A 15,093-nucleotide genomic window follows, 5' to 3' on the forward strand; every position below is an offset into this window, starting at 1 on the left:
GTACTAAGCCGACAGCCTGGATGTATGCCGCAGTATGCTCACCGGTCGTTCAGGGACGGGTCACTCCGCGGATTCGTCGAGCGCACGCAGTACGTCCGCCACCAGGTCCTCGGGGTCCTCGGCGCCGGCCGAGAAACGGATGAAGCCCTCCGGCACCGCGTCGCCGCCCCACCGGCCGCGCCGCTCGGCGGTGGACCGCACCCCGCCGAAACTCGTCGCGTCGTCCACCAGACGCAGCGCGTCGAGGAAACGGTCGGCACGCGCGCGTGTGGGCAGCGTGAAGGACACCACGCATCCGAAGCGACGCATCTGCTGCGAGGCGATCTTGTACGAGGGATCGTCGGGCAGTCCCGGATAACGCAGCCCGGTCACCTCGGGCCGACCGCGCAGCGCCTCGGCGATCACCAGGGCGTTGGAGTTCTGCCGGTCGGCGCGCAGTTGGAGCGTGGCGAGGGAGCGATGGGCCAGCCAGGCCTCCATGGGCCCGGGGATCGCTCCGACGATCTTCCGCCAGCGCCGCACGGGCGCCATCAGGTCGGCGTCGAGCGCGGTGACGTATCCGAGGAGGATGTCGCCGTGCCCGGTGAGCATCTTGGTGCCGCTGGCGACCGAGAAGTCGGCGCCCAGCTCCAGCGGGCGCTGACCGAGCGGGGTCGCCAGGGTGTTGTCGACCGCGACGAGGGTGCCCTGCGCGTGGGCCGCCGCGACGAGCCGCCGTACGTCGCAGACGTCGAGCCCCGGGTTCGACGGGGTCTCGATCCACAGCAGCTTCGCGCCGTCGAGCACCTCCAGCTGGGCGTCGCCGCCGGTCGGGGCGGTGCGTACCTCAATGCCGTACGCGGTGAGCTGCTCGCGCACCAGCGGCAACACCTGGTAGCCGTCGACGGGCAGGACCACCACGTCTCCGGCCTTCAGCTGGGAGAAGAGCACCGCCGAGATGGCGGCCATCCCGGAGGGGAAGGCGAGCGTCGTGACACCGTCCTGTCCGGGCGCCTCCAACTCGCCGATGGCGCGCTCCAGGAGCGTCCAGGTCGGGTTCTCGTCACGACCGTAGGTGTACGGGCCGGTCGGATCGCCCGGCAGGTGGAAGTGCGCGGCGAAGACCGGGCCCGGAAGCGTCGGCTCGTATTTGACGGGGTCGGGCAGCCCCGCCCGTACCGCTCGTGTGCCGTCGCCGCTTCCCGTGACGAAATCCCCTGACGTCATGCTGCCCGTCCCTCCAGTTCTTGCTGTACAGCGGCGAGCAGTCCGGGGCTCGCCGCCTCCACCATCTCAAGACATTCCTCGAAGCCGTCCATGGGTCCGTAATACGGATCGGGGACATCCAGGTCGTCGCCCGCCGCGGGGTCGTACGACCGCAGCAGCCGGACCTTCGCCGCGTCCTCGGGAGTGGGCGCGAGCCGGCGCAGGGACTTGAGGTGGCCGGAGTCGAGGGCGATCACGAGGTCGAGGCGGGCGAACCACGAGGCGTGGAACTGGCGGGCCGCATGGCCGCTCTCGTAGCCCGCCGCCTCCAGGACGGCGACGGTGCGCGAGTCCGCACCGTCGCCCTCGTGCCAGCCGCCCGTGCCCGCGCTGTCGACCTCTACCAAGCCGTCGAGTCCGGCCTCTTCTATGCGGACACGGAAGACGGACTCGGCCATCGGCGAGCGGCAGATGTTGCCGGTACAGACGAAACAGACGCGATAGGACATCGGACGCTCTCAGTCCTCGCCGTCGGGCAGCACGACATTGAGCGCCCAGGACACGACCGAGATGATCAGGCCACCCACCACGGCGGTCCAGAAGCCCTCCACATGGAAACTGAGGTCGAGCTTGCCGGCCAGCCACGAGGTGAGCAGCAGCATCAGGGCGTTGACCACGAGAGTGATCAGGCCGAGCGTCAGAATGAACAGCGGGAAGGTCAGCACCTTCACGACAGGCTTGACCAGGAAGTTCACCAGACCGAAGACCAGGGCGACCACCAGCAGCGTGCCGACCTTCTTGCCGGTGCTGGTCCCTGTCAGGGTGATCTTGTCGAGCAGCCACACCGCGACGGCCAGGGCCCCCGCGTTGGCGATCGTCTTGACTACGAAATTCTTCATGTGTCTGATCGTGGCAGAAGAGATCGGCGTGGCAGAAGAGATCGACTGGCGAGCAAGGCTGTGGACACAGCTTTCGGAGCACGGGAGCGGACGAGGGCGATGAAGGCATTCCGGCTGGACGAACTGGAGGCGGAACGTGCCGCCAACGACGGTGCCTACCTGCAGTTCCTGCGCGAACGGAACATGTCGGTCGGCCTGTATGCGCTCGACGCGGGCGATCCCGACCCGCAGAAGCCGCACCAGCAGGACGAGGTGTACTTCGTCGTGAGCGGCCGCGCCTCGATCACGGTCGGCCTGGAGACCACCCAGGTCGCGCGCGGCAGCGTCGTCTACGTACCTGCGGGGGTCGCCCACAAGTTCCACCACATCACCGAGGACCTGCGGGTGCTGGTGGTGTTCTCTCCGCCCGAGAGCTGACGGGGAGCTCAGGGTTCCCTAGGGGAACGGTCAGGGGAGGACAAGGGGTGCGAGGCTCCCGTCGGCCCCTTCGCGGCCCTAGCATCGAATGCAGGACATCACAGAACCCGGAATCAGAGTCCCGGACTTGGGGCGACGGGCGTAGAGAGGCTAAGGACAAGGGCGATGCGAGAGATCTTCAGCGGGATGCCGTGGTGGGTGAAGTGGATCGCGGTGCCGGTCATCGCTCTGGTCGTGTTCGGCACGGTGATAGTCAGCGTGCTCAGTGTGTTGATCGGCCTGCTTTTCAAGATCCTGGTCTTCGTCGCCCTCGTCGGCGGATTGATCTACGTAGTACGGAAGTTCATGTCGAGTTCGTCGTCGCGCAGCGACTGGTGAGACACAACCGGGTGAGCGAGGGGTAACGGGCAGGTCGGGAAAGGGAACTCAAGGTTCCCTCGGCCGAGGGAAGTTTTCCGGCGAGGCCGTCTGCATGCGGTGATGGGCGGTTACAGTCCGGAATTCGACGCGGGGCCGACCCCCGCGGGCAGCGCACAGCCCCCTCCCGTGTTTCCCCGCACGGGCGGTTCCCCTCGCGCTTCGGGAGTGCCCCTTGGCCACGGTTGACACCGCACCCGCACAATCACCCGCCCCACCCCTCCAGCGGTCCAGCGCTTCCGCGGGGACACGTCTCCCGCCCGCCCAACCGCGCACCTCACCTGCCGAGGCGCGCACCCCCCTGCCGGATGCGCGCACTCCTCCCCTGGAAGCCGTGTCGTCGGAGCCGCATCCCACGACGCTGATCGGCTCCGTGCAGCGGGCGATGCGTCTCCTGGAGGCCGTTGCCGCGCGCCAGCACGGCGCCCCGGCGAAGCAGCTCGCCCGGGAGGCCGGGCTCGCGCTGCCGACGGCCTACCACCTGCTGCGGACCCTGGTCCACGAGGGCTATCTCTGCCGCGACAGGGGGCTGTTCTTCCTCGGTGAGGCCGCCGAGCGGTTGGGCAGTAGCGGAGCGCAGCAGAAACGTCGCAGCGCGGTGAGCGAGACGCTTGCCCAGTGGCGCGATTCGATCGGTGCGCCCGTGTACTACGCGGTCTACCGTGAGGGCGAGATCGAGGTCATGTGCGTCGCCGACACTCCAGGGAATCCGGCGGTGGAGGAGTGGGCGGACTTCCGGGAGACCGGACACGCCCATGCGATCGGCCAGTGTCTGCTGTCGCAGCTCGACGAGAAGGCCCGCCGGGATCATCTCGACCGCTACCCCGTGCAGTCGATCACTCCCTATACGGTGCGTGACAACGCCAGTCTGCTGCGGCGGCTGGAGCGGACGGGGCGGATGGAGCCCGTTATTGAGCGCCAGGAGTACGCGCTGGGCACGGTCTGTGCGGCCCTTCCCATCACGGTCGGCACAACTGCCGCCGCAATGGCCTTTTCTCTCCCACTTCACCAGGCCGATCGACTGCTGCCCGCGGCGCGGCAATTGCAAGGTGAGATCGGCAGGCTACTGGGGACACTCGCGATCTCTATCAGTATCTGAAAACTCACTCCTTGTGATCTCTTGTGCACGTTGAGCAATATTTCAGCAGAGTCAGGGGGATGATTCCTGGCCGGTCGACGGCAAAACGACGGGGTAGGCGATGCGCGAGTCGGTACAGGCAGAGGTCATGATGAGCTTCCTCGTTTCGGAGGAGCTCTCTTTCCGCATTCCGGTGGAGCTGCGATACGAGACCTGTGATCCCTACGCCGTGCGGCTGACCTTCCACTTGCCCGGCGACGCGCCCGTGACCTGGGCGTTCGGGCGGGAGTTGCTGATCGACGGCGTGGGACGGCCGTGCGGTGACGGGGATGTGCACATCGCGCCCGCCGACCCGGAGGCGTTCGGCGAGGTGCTGATCCGGCTCCAGGTGGGTGGCGACCACGCGCTGTTCCGGTCCGGGGCGGCGCCGCTCGTGGCCTTCCTCGACCGCACGGACAAGCTGGTGCCGCTGGGGCAGGAGCGTTCCCTCGCGGACTTCGACGCCCACCTCGACGAGGCGCTGGACCGCATCCTGGCGGAGGAGCAGAGCGCGGGCTGAAGCCCCCAGCAACCCACAAGTGGCGTGTGCTTCCTCACCGGTGACGCGGGGGTGGGGAGGCTTCAGCGCTTGCGGCGACGGCCCTTCCCGCCGCGTGCCGGCGCCCTGCTCTCGACAGGCTCCGTGGCGGCGGCCGGGACTGCCGGACGGTCCGCGGAGACCACCAGGGCGGCCAGCAGTGTGGTCACCGGCACCGAGGCGACCAGGCCGATCGAGCCGACCAGGGTGCGCACGATCTCTTCGGCGACCAGTTCGCTGTTGGCGACCGTGCCCACACTGCTCTGCGCGATCGAGAAGAGCAGCAGCAGGGGAAGCGCGGCACCCGCGTACGCCAGGACGAGCGTGTTGACGACCGATGCGATGTGGTCACGGCCGATCCGGATGCCCGCGCGGTACAGATCGCGCCAGCCCATCGTCGGGCTGGCCTCGTGCAGCTCCCAGACCGCCGAGGTCTGCGTCACCGTCACATCGTCGAGCACACCGAGCGAACCGATGATGACGCCCGCGAGCAGCAGACCGCTCATGTCGATGGACGGATACAGGCCGTGGATCAGACCGGTGTTGTCGTCCGTGTTGCCGGTCAGCGCCGCCCAGCCGATGAACTCCGAGCCGAGGATGCCGATCAGCACCAGGGAGAGCAGGGTGCCGAGCACCGCCACCGACGTACGGGCCGAGAGGCCGTGACACATGTAGAGCGCGATCAGCATGATCGCGCTCGCCCCGACCACGGCCACGACCAGCGGATTCGAGCCCTGCAGGATCGCGGGCAGGATGAAGAAGGTCAGGATCACGAAGCTGATGGCCAGTGCGACCAGCGCCATGACACCACGCATCCGGCCCACCACCACGACGGCCAGCGCGAAGATCCCGGCGAGCAGGGCCATCGGGAACTTCCGGTTCACATCGGTGACCGAGTACTGCAGGTCCCTGGGCGCGGAGGGCTCGTACGCGGCCACGACCTTCTCGCCCTCGTGCAACTGCCGTGACTGGTCGGGCTGGATGATCTCCGTGAACGTACGGCCCTTGTCCTTGCCGGTGTCGATCCGGATCGTCGCCTTTTTGCAGTCGCCCGTTGCCTGTTGCTGCGCGGAGGAGCCCTCGGCGGTGGACGTGTCGCCGGTCGGGGTCTCCCCCGACGCGTTCACGGACTTGCAGCTGACCTTGTCGACCTTGGTGACCGTGGCCTGCTGGGTCTGCCGGTCGAAGCCGACGCCGGTGCGCTCGTGGGACGGGGCGCCACCGGGCCAGAGCACCGCGAGACCCACAACCACCGCGGCGGCGAAGGGGATCAGAATGGCCGCGATGACCTTGCGCAGATGCTTGGAGACGGGCGTGGCGGGCCCATGGCTGTGACTGTGCGAGTGCCCAGACCCGTGCCCGTCCCCAGGGCTGTGCCCATTCCCCGGCCCGGGTCCCTTCCCAGGCCCGTCCCCAGACCCAGACCCAGACCCATGTCCGTCCCCGGAGCCGTGCCCATGACCGCCCCTCGGACCGGGGCCACCGCCCGGCCCGTGTCCGCGGCCGTCTCCGGAACCAGGTCCATAGCCGTCTCCGGGACCGCGTCGGCGCGGCGGCTCGGACGGCGGGAACGGGGGCTGCTGCGTTGTGGTCACCGACCGATCATCGCAAGAACGGCGAGGGCCCTCTGTTCACCGCGCCAGATATGACGCTAGCGTGGAGTCACCTTTGCACACGCGGGAGCTCGGAGCACCGGGCTGAGAGGGCGCTGACCTCCGTCTTAGCGATGTTTCACGTGGAACGAGTGATGTTTCACAAGGGACGTCGGCAGACGGAATCCGCTGCGTCGACCGCCGAACCTGTTACCGGGTAATGCCGGCGTAGGGAGTAGGTCTCATGACCAACAAGGACGTACGCACGCCTGCCTCCAGCCAGATCGGCGAGGCGCCTGCCGCGCCCGAGGGCGAACAGCCGCGGGAGGCCGGGAAGTCCATCGGCTGGCACAAGGGATACGTCGGGGGTTCGCGCCCCGATCTGCGGGTGCCGGTCCGTCAAGTGCACCTCACCAACGGGCAGTCCGTCACGCTGTACGACACCTCTGGCCCGTACACCGATCCGATCGTCGACACCGACGTACGCAGGGGTCTCGCGCCACTGCGCGAGAACTGGATCATCGCCCGCGGTGACACCGAGGAGTATGCGGGCCGTCCCGTCCGTCCCGAGGACGACGGAATCAAGCACACCTCGCCGCGAGGGGGCCTGCGCAACCTCGACGCGGTCTTCCCGGGGCGGCCGCGTCAGCCGCGTCGAGGCCGTCCAGGAGAGGCGGTCACGCAGCTCGCGTACGCCCGGCGGGGCGAGATCACGCCCGAGATGGAGTTCGTGGCGGTCCGCGAGAACGTCGACCCCGAGGTCGTACGCGAGGAGATCGCCGCCGGTCGCGCGGTGCTGCCCGCGAACGTCAACCACCCGGAGATCGAGCCGATGATCATCGGCAAGCGGTTCCTGGTGAAGGTCAACGCCAACATCGGCAACTCCGCCGTCACCTCCTCCATCGAGGAGGAGGTCGAGAAGATGACCTGGGCGACCCGCTGGGGCGCGGACACGGTCATGGACCTGTCCACCGGCCGCAATATCCACACCACGCGGGAGTGGGTCCTGCGCAACTCCCCCGTCCCCATCGGTACGGTGCCGCTCTACCAGGCTCTGGAGAAGGTGGACGGCCGCGCCGAGGAGCTGACCTGGGAGATCTACAAGGACACGGTCATCGAGCAGGCCGAGCAGGGCGTGGACTACATGACGGTCCACGCGGGCGTGCGGCTGCCGTACGTGCCGCTCACCGCGAACCGCAAGACCGGCATCGTCTCGCGAGGCGGCTCGATCATGGCGGCCTGGTGCCTCGCGCACCACAAGGAATCGTTCCTCTACGAGAACTTCGAGGAACTCTGCGAGATCCTCGCGGCGTACGACGTCACGTACTCGCTCGGCGACGGGCTGCGGCCCGGGTCGATCGCGGACGCCAACGACGCGGCTCAGTTCGCGGAGTTGAGGACGCTCGGGGAACTCAACACGATCGCGAAGCGTTTTCATGTACAGACGATGATCGAGGGCCCGGGACATGTCCCGATGCACAAGATCAAGGAGAACATCGACCTTCAGCAGGAGATCTGCGATGAAGCTCCGTTCTATACGCTCGGCCCGCTGACGACGGACGTCGCGCCGGCGTACGACCACATCACCTCCGGCATCGGTGCCGCGATGATCGCCTGGTGGGGCACGGCCATGCTCTGCTATGTCACGCCCAAGGAGCACTTGGGCCTGCCCAATCGTGACGACGTCAAGACCGGCGTCATCACCTACAAGATCGCCGCCCACGCAGCCGACCTCGCCAAGGGGCACCCAGGTGCGCAGGAATGGGACGACGCGCTGTCCGACGCCCGCTTCGAGTTCCGGTGGGAGGACCAGTTCAACCTGGCCCTCGACCCGGACACGGCACGGGAGTTCCACGACGAGACCCTGCCGGCCGAACCCGCCAAGACGGCGCACTTCTGCTCCATGTGCGGCCCGAAGTTCTGCAGCATGAAGATCTCGCAGGACATTCGCCGTGAGCACGGAGGCACGAAGGCCGAGATCGAGGAGGGCATGGCGCAGAAGTCCAAGGAGTTCGCCGACGCGGGCAACCGGGTCTATCTGCCGCTCGCGGACTGAGCCGCACACACGCAGTCGTGCCGGGAGCCGTTCGCGGCGTAATCAGGCGCAACGAACGGTTCCCGGGCCGGGTTCTCTCGGCAGACTGGGCGCATGACATCGACATCCATGGGCAAGGGCGCCAACCTTCCCGTCGCCGCCGGGGCGGTGCGGGCCGTGCTCGGCTGGAGAGGAGGGGCCGGTGTGCCGGACGCGGATGCCTCGGCGCTGCTGCTCGGCCCGGGCGGACGCGTGCGGGACGACGGGGACTTCGTCTTCTACAACCAGCCACAGCACGCCTCCGGCGCCGTACGGCACCTCGGGAAGCAGCGGGACGGCGCTGCCACGACGGACATCGTCGAGGTGGACCTGCGTGCCCTGGAACCGGAGATCGAGCGGGTCGTCCTGGGTGCCTCGGCCGACGGCGGTACCTTCGGCGAGCTGTCCGGACTGACGCTGCGGCTGCTCGATGCCGAGACCGGGCAGGAGTTCGCGCGCTTCGAGATGGATGCCACGACCGAGACGGCATTCATCGGGGGTGAGCTGTATCTGCGGGGCGGTCAGTGGAAGTTCCGGGCGGTCGGACAGGGGTATGCGTCCGGGCTGGCCGGTCTCGCCACCGACTTCGGTATCAGCGTGGAGTCCGACGGGGCCGGTGCGCCCGGGCCGGAGCCGGCGGTTTCGCCCGGGGGCGCTGCGGCGGTGTCGCCCGCGCTCCCGCCGACGGGCTCACGGACGGCTGCTTCCACCGCTGCGGGCGCTCCGCCGGCGCCCCCGGTACCCCCGGTGCCGTCGGCCCCCTCGCGTCTCAGCAAGGGCGAGGAACGCTTGCCCGTGGACATGCGCAAGCGGCTCTCGTTGCGCAAGGAGCAGGTGGCGGTCAGCCTGCGGAAGCACGGTGCGGAGGGGGTCACGGCACGCGTCGTGTTGATCCTCGACGCCTCCGGTTCCATGTCGTTCCTGTACTCGAAGGGCGTCGTGGCCGACGTGGTGGAGCGGATGGCCGCGGTGGCGGCGCAGCTGGACGACGACGGGGTGATGCAGGCGTGGACGTTCGCCTCCCATGCCGCCCGGCTGCCGGACCTGACTCTGGGCGAGCTGCCCGAGTGGCTGGAGCTCCATGTCCGGGTCGGTGAGCTGAGCCTGTTTCGGCGGAGCAAGAAGCCACGCAAGGGCCTGCTGCCGGGACAGGTGGACATGCGGTCGGTCGGTATCCAGAACGAGGAGCAGAAGGCGATCACCGCGGTGCGGACGTATGTACGAGAGCACCCGGCTGTCGATCCCACGCTGGTGTTGTTCTTCTCCGACGGAGGTGTCTATCGGAACAAGGAGATCGAGCAGGAGCTGAGAGGCGCGGTGGAGGAGCCGATCTTCTGGCAGTTCGTGGGCCTGGGGCGGTCGAACTACGGAGTGCTGGAGCGGTTCGACACGCTGCCCGGTCGGCGCGTCGACAACGTGGGGTTCTTCGCGGTGGACGACATCAGCGGCCTGCCGGACCCGGAGTTGTACGACCGGCTGCTTTCCCAGTTCCCGGCCTGGATGACGGCGGCCCGGGGGCTCGGCATCATCTGACGGGCCGCGCCGGGACCGTACGAGAGGGACGAGCGGGGCGGGCGCAGGTGAAGGGGCGGGCAGCGGCAAAAGGGCCCGCGCCGTATCGGCGCAGGCCCTCGTTCCCGTCACCCCGGTGTCGGCCCGCCGGGTGTCACTCCGGCTGGTGCTCGGGCCCCCCGAAGTCCGGGCTGGTGAAGTCCGGGCTGGTGAAGCTCGGGCGCGGACCCGCCGCGGGGCCGCCGTCGGGGCTGCTGAACCCCGGCCGGTTGTAGCCGAGGTGCGGCATACGGCCGGTGGTCGGCGTCGGTGACGGACGGGTCAGTGCCGCCGCGCCCGGATCGGCGAGGGCCTCCCGGAGGAACGGCATGATGCCGCGCTCCAGCAGGGCCTCGCGCCAGGTTTCCCTGGCCCGGGCCACCTCCGTGTCGAGCTCGCCGGGCGCTCCGGCCTGGAGCGAGGACGAGCCGTTGCGCAGAGCGGTCAGCAGCAGCCCGACCGCGGCGACCAGGATCGCGCCCGCCGTGACCGCGCCGAAGACCCACCCGGTGGTCAGGAGGGTCTGGGCGAACGCCAGCTCGGGGGTGAGGAGCTTCAGGACGAACCCGACGAGCAGGAAGATCGCCGCGGCTGTTCCGGCGAGGACGGGGGCGAGCACCGCGACGACGGCAATGGCGCCGGCTCCGGCGGTCTCGGTGACCTCGCCCATGGTGGCGGCGAGCCCCATCGCGGTCGCGCCGGGCTCCGCGGAGCCGGCTCCTTCGATCACGATTGGGGTGGACGGCGCCGGGCGGCGCAGTTCCTCGCGGACCTTCACGTAGTGCGCGTACTCGGTCGCCGCGGCCGCCGTGATGAGTGCGGTGGCGTTGAGCGCCATGGTGCGCAGTTGTTCGGCGTTGAGCCGCTGGCCGACAGCGGCGAGTTCCGGGCGGTGTGGGGCGGAGCGCAGCGCCTCATCGAGGATCCGCTCGTATTCCTGGCGGTCCTCGCTCAGCAGGTGCTGCGGAACGCTGTTCATGTGCATCCCCCGATGCTCCGTAGGGCTGGTGGCTCGCACGCTGACGAGCCGTCGGGCAGAAACGGAGGGGAGCCTGCTACGGATAAGCCGATGGTAGAGCGGTGACGGCACGCCGTGACAGGGGGTTTCCAGAAATTGCCCCCTGGCCAGCGCTGTCCTCCGTGGGGGACGCCTGCCCGAAGAACCCTCAGCTATCCAGGGGCAGTTGCTGGACCAGCAGTTTTCCGGCCATGGTCACTCCGCCGTCCATCGCGATGGCCAGTCCGTCGGCGTAAAGATGTGGTCCCTCGACCACGGGGCCCGCGGCGTCCTCGCCCTCCTCCGAGCCGACCTCGCCCAGGAGGTACGGGATGGGGCTGTGGCCATGGACGACGCGGGTGCCGCCGTATGTGTCCAGCAGGGACAGCGCCGCCTCGGCGCCTCCGTCGTCGCGGAAGGCGAAGCGTCTGGTGAACTTCCGGAAGAGGTCCCAGCACTCGTCCGCGTCGTTGCGCGTGAGGGTTTCGCGGATCGTGTCGTTGACCGCCTCGATCGAGTCGCCGTAGTCGAGGTAGGCGGTGGTGTCGGAGTGCACGAGGAGGTGCCCGTCGACCTGCTCCATGGCGTCCAGGCGGGCCATCCACTGCAGGTGGTGGTCCTGGAGGCGGTCCATGTCGGTCTTCTGGCCGCCGTTGAGCAGCCAGGCGGCCTGGAAGGTGGCGGTGCCCGCGCCGGAGTTGACGGGGGTGTCGCCGAACCGCTTGGCGCCGAGCAGCAGCAGCTCGTGGTTGCCCATGAGCGCTTTGCAGTAGCCGCCGGCCGCGGCCGCCTCGGCGGACAGCCGCATCACGAGGTCGATCACGCCGATGCCGTCGGGGCCGCGGTCGGTGAAGTCGCCGAGGAACCACAGGCGCGAGGTCCCGGCGGACCAGTTGCCCGCGGCGTCGAGGAGGCCCTGCTCCTGGAGCGCGGCGACCAGCTGGTCGAGGTAGCCGTGCACGTCGCCGACGACGTACAGCGGACCCGGCCCGTCGGCGGGCTGGGGAGCCGCCACGGCGGCGGGGTCCATGACGACCTGCACCGTGTCGCCCCGGTTGATGACAGGCAGGTCGCGCCGGGTGGGCGTGTAGCCCTCGGGCTCCTCGCCGACTCCGGCCGCCTCGCCGGGAGCTGCGCTCGGCGGGTACGGACCGGTCTCGTGGATGTACGCGGGCACCCGGAAGTCGCGCAACGTCTCCGTACGCACCGCCTCGGGTCCCTGACCGGCCCCCTGAGTCATCGACCCCTCCACCACCATCGCGCCGCATCTGCACCGGATCGGACTGCCTGGTCGCAGCGGCCCGCGGTGTCGTGGGCCCATCATAGGAATGCGGATCGCGCCATGTGATGACCCAGGGGTGGTGAATCGGAGCAGGAACCCTGTTCACCACGGTTTTCGCCCGAATTGGGCGGGGCTTTCCCTGGTGGATGCCCCGCCACAGACATGACGGACGTCAACCTCAGCGTACGCCGGGCCACTCCTCCCCGGCCGACCCGGACTACCCCTTCTCGGGTGACCGGGGCGGGTGGACCGTCGTGCGGGGTGGACGCCGCTCGGAGGAGGTCCGCACGATCAACTCCGTCGGTATGACCTGTTCGACGGTTTTGTCGGTTTCTGCTCCCTCGATGGCGTCGATGAGGAGCTGGACGACGGCGGTGCCGATGCGGCGGGGTTTGAGCGAGAGGGTGGTGATGGGCGGCTCGGTGCTGGCATAGACGGTGGACTCGCTGCAGCAGACCAGCAGCAGGTCGTCCGGGACGCGCAGTCCGTAGCGCCGGGCCGCGGCCAGCAGATCGGTGCCGTTGGGGTCGAAGAGGCCGTAGACCGCGTCGGGGCGGTCGGGCCGGGCCAGCAGCCGGTCCGCGGCGACGGCGCCCGCGCACGGGTCGTGGGCCGGGTAGGCCTCGTACACCGGATCCTGTCCGACCCGCTCGCACCAGTGCAGATACGCGGTGGTGGAGAGGTGGGTATAGGTGTCGGTGGAGGTGCCGGTGAGGAGGCCGATGCGGCGGGCGCCGGCGTCGGCGAGGTGGTCGAGGATGCCCAGGACGGCGGCTTCGTGGTCGTTGTCGACCCAGGCGGTGACGGGCAGGGTGCCGGCGGGGCGGCCGTCGGAGACGACGGGTAAGCCCTGCCGGACGAGTTCGCTGACCACGGGGTCCTGGTCGGAGGGGTCGATGACGACGGTTCCGTCGAGGGCGACGTTGGACCAGACGTCGTGGCGTGAGGTGGCGGGGAGGATGACCAGGGCGTAGCCGCGGGCGAGTGCGGCGGAGGTGGCGGCTCTGGCCATCTCGGCGAAGTAGGCGAATTCGGTGAAGGTGAAAGGTTCATCCCCGTAGGTGGTCACGGTCAGGCCGATGAGGCCGGACTTGCCGGTACGGAGGGTTCGGGCGGCGGCCGACGGGCGATAGCCCAGCCGGTCGGCGACTTCACGGACGTGGCGTCGGGTGGCGTCCGGGAGCCGGCCCTTGCCGTTGAGGGCGTCAGAGACGGTTGTGATGGAGACGCCTGCGGCCGCGGCGACGTCTCTGATTCCCGCCCGGCCCGGTCGACCGCCTCGGCGGGTAGTCTCCGCCCGGCTCACCTGGTGCTTCCCTGCTGCTGTCATGGCGAGCCGATAGTAGGGCTCATGCGGTGGGGTAGTGCGGACGCATATGCACGCGTTGACAGGCACGTTTCTGCATGATCAAAAATGCCCTACTGTCTTTGAAACCAAGTCAGTTGAACGATCCAATGGCAGTACGTGACGCGTCGGCGCGCATGGGCCTGCCAAGTGGGTCATGTTTCGAAGAGGTCTCAACTCACCTGCACGGGTGATGCGCGCTACGGCGTGAGCCACCAGCGCACAGCTCTGAAGGCAACGCGCCCCCCCATTCGTACGCCTTCGTACGAGGATGACCACAGAGTCCGCGCGGCGACGGTCGCCGGGGAGTATGACGATGATCACCAGGGCGTACGCGACGGGTCGTCGGCCTGTGCCAGGGGCGTCGCGTGGTTGTCCCCGGCCCATTCGCAGCGGCGCCGAATCCTCATAAGGTGAGAAGCATTGGTAGCCGATGGTGGTCATGAGCCAGCGGTGGTCACGAGGAGGACTGCGGTGAGCGAGACGAGCCCCAAGCTGCGTGCCGAGCTGGAGGGTATCCCCACCTACAAGCCGGGCAAGCCTGCCGCGGCCGGCGCGGTGGCGTACAAGCTGTCCTCCAACGAGAACCCCTACCCGCCGCTGCCCGGAGTCATGGAGAGCGTGATCGCCGCGAGCGGTACGTTCAACCGCTACCCGGACATGGCGTGCACGGGTCTGATGAGCGAGCTGTCGGACCGCTTCGGGGTCCCCCTCTCGCACCTGGCGACCGGCACCGGCTCGGTCGGGGTGGCCCAGCAGCTGCTGCAGGCGACCAGCGGACCCGGCGACGAGGTCATCTACGCCTGGCGGTCCTTCGAGGCGTACCCGATCATCACGCAGATCAGCGGGGCGACCTCGGTACGAGTGCCGCTGACCTCGGACGAGGTGCACGACCTGGACGCCATGGCCGACGCGATCACCGACAGGACGCGGCTGATTTTCGTCTGCAACCCGAACAACCCGACCGGCACCGTGGTGCGCCGGGCCGAGCTGGAGCGATTCCTCGACCGGGTGCCCGCAGATGTCCTGGTGGTCCTGGACGAGGCGTACCGCGAGTTCATCCGGGACGTCGAGGTGCCGGACGGCGTTTCGATCTACCGTGACCGGCCCAACGTCTGTGTGCTGCGCACCTTCTCCAAGGCGTACGGGCTCGCGGGTCTGAGGGTCGGTTTCGCGATCGCGCACGAGCCGGTGGCAGCGGCTCTGCGCAAGACGGCGGTGCCCTTCGGGGTGAGCCAGCTCGCGCAGGACGCGGCGGTCGCCTCGTTGCGTGCCGAGGACGAGCTGCTCGGCCGGGTCGGCTCTCTGGTGTGTGAGCGCAACCGTGTGGTCGAGGCGTTGCGCGGTCAGGGCTGGACGGTGCCCGAGACGCAGGCCAACTTCGTGTGGCTCAGGCTGGGGGAGCGCACGCTCGACTTCGCCGCCCACTGCGAGCAGGCCGGGGTCGTCGTGCGGCCCTTCGTCGGGGAAGGATTGCGCGTGACGATCGGCGAGACCGAGGCGAACGACATCTTCCTCAAGGCTGCCGACGGGTTCCACAAGGAGCTCTGACGTCACACTCCGGGGGCTGCGCTGCCCCACACTCCCGGGTCTCCGGTGTCTCACGGCCCCGGTACTCCGGTGTCTCAGGGCGCCGGAGCACCGGGGCCGTCGGCGGTCCGGAGGACGCCTTGGTGTGT

General features: G+C 68.9%; 14 protein-coding genes and 1 riboswitch. Of the genes, 7 read left to right on the forward strand and 7 right to left on the reverse strand.

Annotation, left to right across the window (positions count from 1 at the left end; all coding sequences use genetic code 11):
- Positions 1–60: 60 nt before the first annotated feature.
- The 3 genes from ACFVWD_RS14720 to ACFVWD_RS14730 are packed head-to-tail and all read right to left on the reverse strand — an operon-like array spanning position 61 to position 2,084.
- Positions 61–1,206, reverse strand: coding sequence for a cystathionine gamma-lyase (locus ACFVWD_RS14720; protein ID WP_389596223.1), 1,146 nt, complete (start codon positions 1,204–1,206; stop codon positions 61–63).
- Positions 1,203–1,694 (reverse strand): low molecular weight protein-tyrosine-phosphatase, encoded by a 492-nt coding sequence (locus ACFVWD_RS14725; RefSeq protein WP_389596225.1) that lies wholly within the window; start codon positions 1,692–1,694, stop codon positions 1,203–1,205. Before ACFVWD_RS14725 ends, ACFVWD_RS14720 begins: the two co-directional genes overlap by 4 nt.
- 9 nt (positions 1,695–1,703) lie before the next feature.
- On the reverse strand, positions 1,704–2,084 hold the full coding sequence (locus ACFVWD_RS14730) for a phage holin family protein (RefSeq protein ID WP_054236467.1): 381 nt from the start codon (positions 2,082–2,084) through the stop codon (positions 1,704–1,706).
- A 99-nt stretch (positions 2,085–2,183) separates the two neighbouring features.
- On the opposite strand from ACFVWD_RS14730, the gene ACFVWD_RS14735 reads away from it, so the two are divergent.
- The 4 genes from ACFVWD_RS14735 to ACFVWD_RS14750 all read left to right on the forward strand — a co-directional run bounded on the left by ACFVWD_RS14735 (position 2,184) and on the right by ACFVWD_RS14750 (position 4,555).
- Positions 2,184–2,501, forward strand: a complete 318-nt coding sequence (locus ACFVWD_RS14735; protein WP_054236468.1) for a cupin domain-containing protein — start codon at positions 2,184–2,186, stop codon at positions 2,499–2,501.
- A 165-nt stretch (positions 2,502–2,666) separates the two neighbouring features.
- Complete coding sequence (locus ACFVWD_RS14740) at positions 2,667–2,879, forward strand: DUF5326 family protein (RefSeq protein ID WP_101399033.1); 213 nt, start codon at positions 2,667–2,669, stop codon at positions 2,877–2,879.
- Positions 2,880–3,252: 373 nt separating this feature from the next.
- A complete protein-coding gene (locus tag ACFVWD_RS14745) occupies positions 3,253–4,017 on the forward strand; it encodes an IclR family transcriptional regulator (RefSeq protein WP_389596227.1) in 765 nt (254 codons plus the stop codon).
- A 100-nt stretch (positions 4,018–4,117) separates the two neighbouring features.
- On the forward strand, positions 4,118–4,555 hold the full coding sequence (locus tag ACFVWD_RS14750) for an SsgA family sporulation/cell division regulator (RefSeq protein WP_067376783.1): 438 nt from the start codon (positions 4,118–4,120) through the stop codon (positions 4,553–4,555).
- Between the two features lie 62 nt (positions 4,556–4,617).
- Here the strand turns inward: ACFVWD_RS14750 and ACFVWD_RS14755 are convergent, their stop codons facing one another.
- Positions 4,618–6,168, reverse strand: coding sequence for a YibE/F family protein (locus ACFVWD_RS14755; RefSeq protein ID WP_389596229.1), 1,551 nt, complete (start codon positions 6,166–6,168; stop codon positions 4,618–4,620).
- Positions 6,169–6,239: 71 nt separating this feature from the next.
- Positions 6,240–6,417, forward strand: a riboswitch (TPP riboswitch).
- Here ACFVWD_RS14755 and thiC point away from each other — a divergent pair.
- Both thiC and ACFVWD_RS14765 read left to right on the forward strand, forming a co-directional pair.
- Positions 6,410–8,221, forward strand: coding sequence for a phosphomethylpyrimidine synthase ThiC (gene thiC, locus ACFVWD_RS14760; RefSeq protein ID WP_389596230.1), 1,812 nt, complete (start codon positions 6,410–6,412; stop codon positions 8,219–8,221). It overlaps the preceding riboswitch by 8 nt.
- A 93-nt stretch (positions 8,222–8,314) precedes the next feature.
- The gene (locus tag ACFVWD_RS14765; protein ID WP_389596232.1) at positions 8,315–9,772 is read left to right on the forward strand and encodes a VWA domain-containing protein; all 1,458 of its coding nucleotides are present in this window, start codon (positions 8,315–8,317) and stop codon (positions 9,770–9,772) included.
- Between the two features lie 133 nt (positions 9,773–9,905).
- Here the strand turns inward: ACFVWD_RS14765 and ACFVWD_RS14770 are convergent, their stop codons facing one another.
- The 3 genes from ACFVWD_RS14770 to ACFVWD_RS14780 all read right to left on the reverse strand — a co-directional run bounded on the left by ACFVWD_RS14770 (position 9,906) and on the right by ACFVWD_RS14780 (position 13,399).
- Positions 9,906–10,775: a hypothetical protein gene (locus ACFVWD_RS14770; protein ID WP_389596234.1), complete on the reverse strand. Its 870-nt coding sequence runs from the start codon at positions 10,773–10,775 to the stop codon at positions 9,906–9,908.
- A 181-nt stretch (positions 10,776–10,956) separates the two neighbouring features.
- Positions 10,957–12,027: a metallophosphoesterase gene (locus tag ACFVWD_RS14775; protein ID WP_168493497.1), complete on the reverse strand. Its 1,071-nt coding sequence runs from the start codon at positions 12,025–12,027 to the stop codon at positions 10,957–10,959.
- Between the two features lie 259 nt (positions 12,028–12,286).
- Complete coding sequence (locus tag ACFVWD_RS14780) at positions 12,287–13,399, reverse strand: LacI family DNA-binding transcriptional regulator (RefSeq protein ID WP_389596236.1); 1,113 nt, start codon at positions 13,397–13,399, stop codon at positions 12,287–12,289.
- A gap of 489 nt (positions 13,400–13,888) precedes the next feature.
- Here ACFVWD_RS14780 and hisC point away from each other — a divergent pair, with 489 nt between their 5' ends.
- Positions 13,889–14,965 carry a histidinol-phosphate transaminase gene (gene hisC / locus ACFVWD_RS14785; protein ID WP_389596237.1) on the forward strand — a complete coding sequence of 359 codons (1,077 nt, stop codon included), beginning with the start codon at positions 13,889–13,891 and terminating at the stop codon, positions 14,963–14,965.
- Positions 14,966–15,093: the final 128 nt, after the last annotated feature.

The sequence above is a fragment of the Streptomyces sp. NPDC058086 genome (assembly GCF_042885015.1).
Taxonomy (GTDB): Bacteria; Actinomycetota; Actinomycetes; order Streptomycetales; family Streptomycetaceae; genus Streptomyces.

Excerpts from the sequence above, each read along its gene's own strand:
- ACFVWD_RS14720 (WP_389596223.1), bottom strand. The coding sequence starts at position 1,206 with ATGACGTCAGGGGATTTCGTCACGGGAAGCGGCGACGGCACACGAGCG.
- thiC (WP_389596230.1), top strand. The coding sequence starts at position 6,410 with ATGACCAACAAGGACGTACGCACGCCTGCCTCCAGCCAGATCGGCGAG.
- ACFVWD_RS14725 (WP_389596225.1), bottom strand. The coding sequence starts at position 1,694 with ATGTCCTATCGCGTCTGTTTCGTCTGTACCGGCAACATCTGCCGCTCG.
- ACFVWD_RS14765 (WP_389596232.1), top strand. The coding sequence starts at position 8,315 with ATGACATCGACATCCATGGGCAAGGGCGCCAACCTTCCCGTCGCCGCC.
- ACFVWD_RS14735 (WP_054236468.1), top strand. The coding sequence starts at position 2,184 with ATGAAGGCATTCCGGCTGGACGAACTGGAGGCGGAACGTGCCGCCAAC.
- ACFVWD_RS14730 (WP_054236467.1), bottom strand. The coding sequence starts at position 2,084 with ATGAAGAATTTCGTAGTCAAGACGATCGCCAACGCGGGGGCCCTGGCC.
- ACFVWD_RS14740 (WP_101399033.1), top strand. The coding sequence starts at position 2,667 with ATGCGAGAGATCTTCAGCGGGATGCCGTGGTGGGTGAAGTGGATCGCG.
- ACFVWD_RS14750 (WP_067376783.1), top strand. The coding sequence starts at position 4,118 with ATGCGCGAGTCGGTACAGGCAGAGGTCATGATGAGCTTCCTCGTTTCG.
- ACFVWD_RS14780 (WP_389596236.1), bottom strand. The coding sequence starts at position 13,399 with ATGACAGCAGCAGGGAAGCACCAGGTGAGCCGGGCGGAGACTACCCGC.
- ACFVWD_RS14775 (WP_168493497.1), bottom strand. The coding sequence starts at position 12,027 with ATGACTCAGGGGGCCGGTCAGGGACCCGAGGCGGTGCGTACGGAGACG.
- ACFVWD_RS14770 (WP_389596234.1), bottom strand. The coding sequence starts at position 10,775 with ATGCACATGAACAGCGTTCCGCAGCACCTGCTGAGCGAGGACCGCCAG.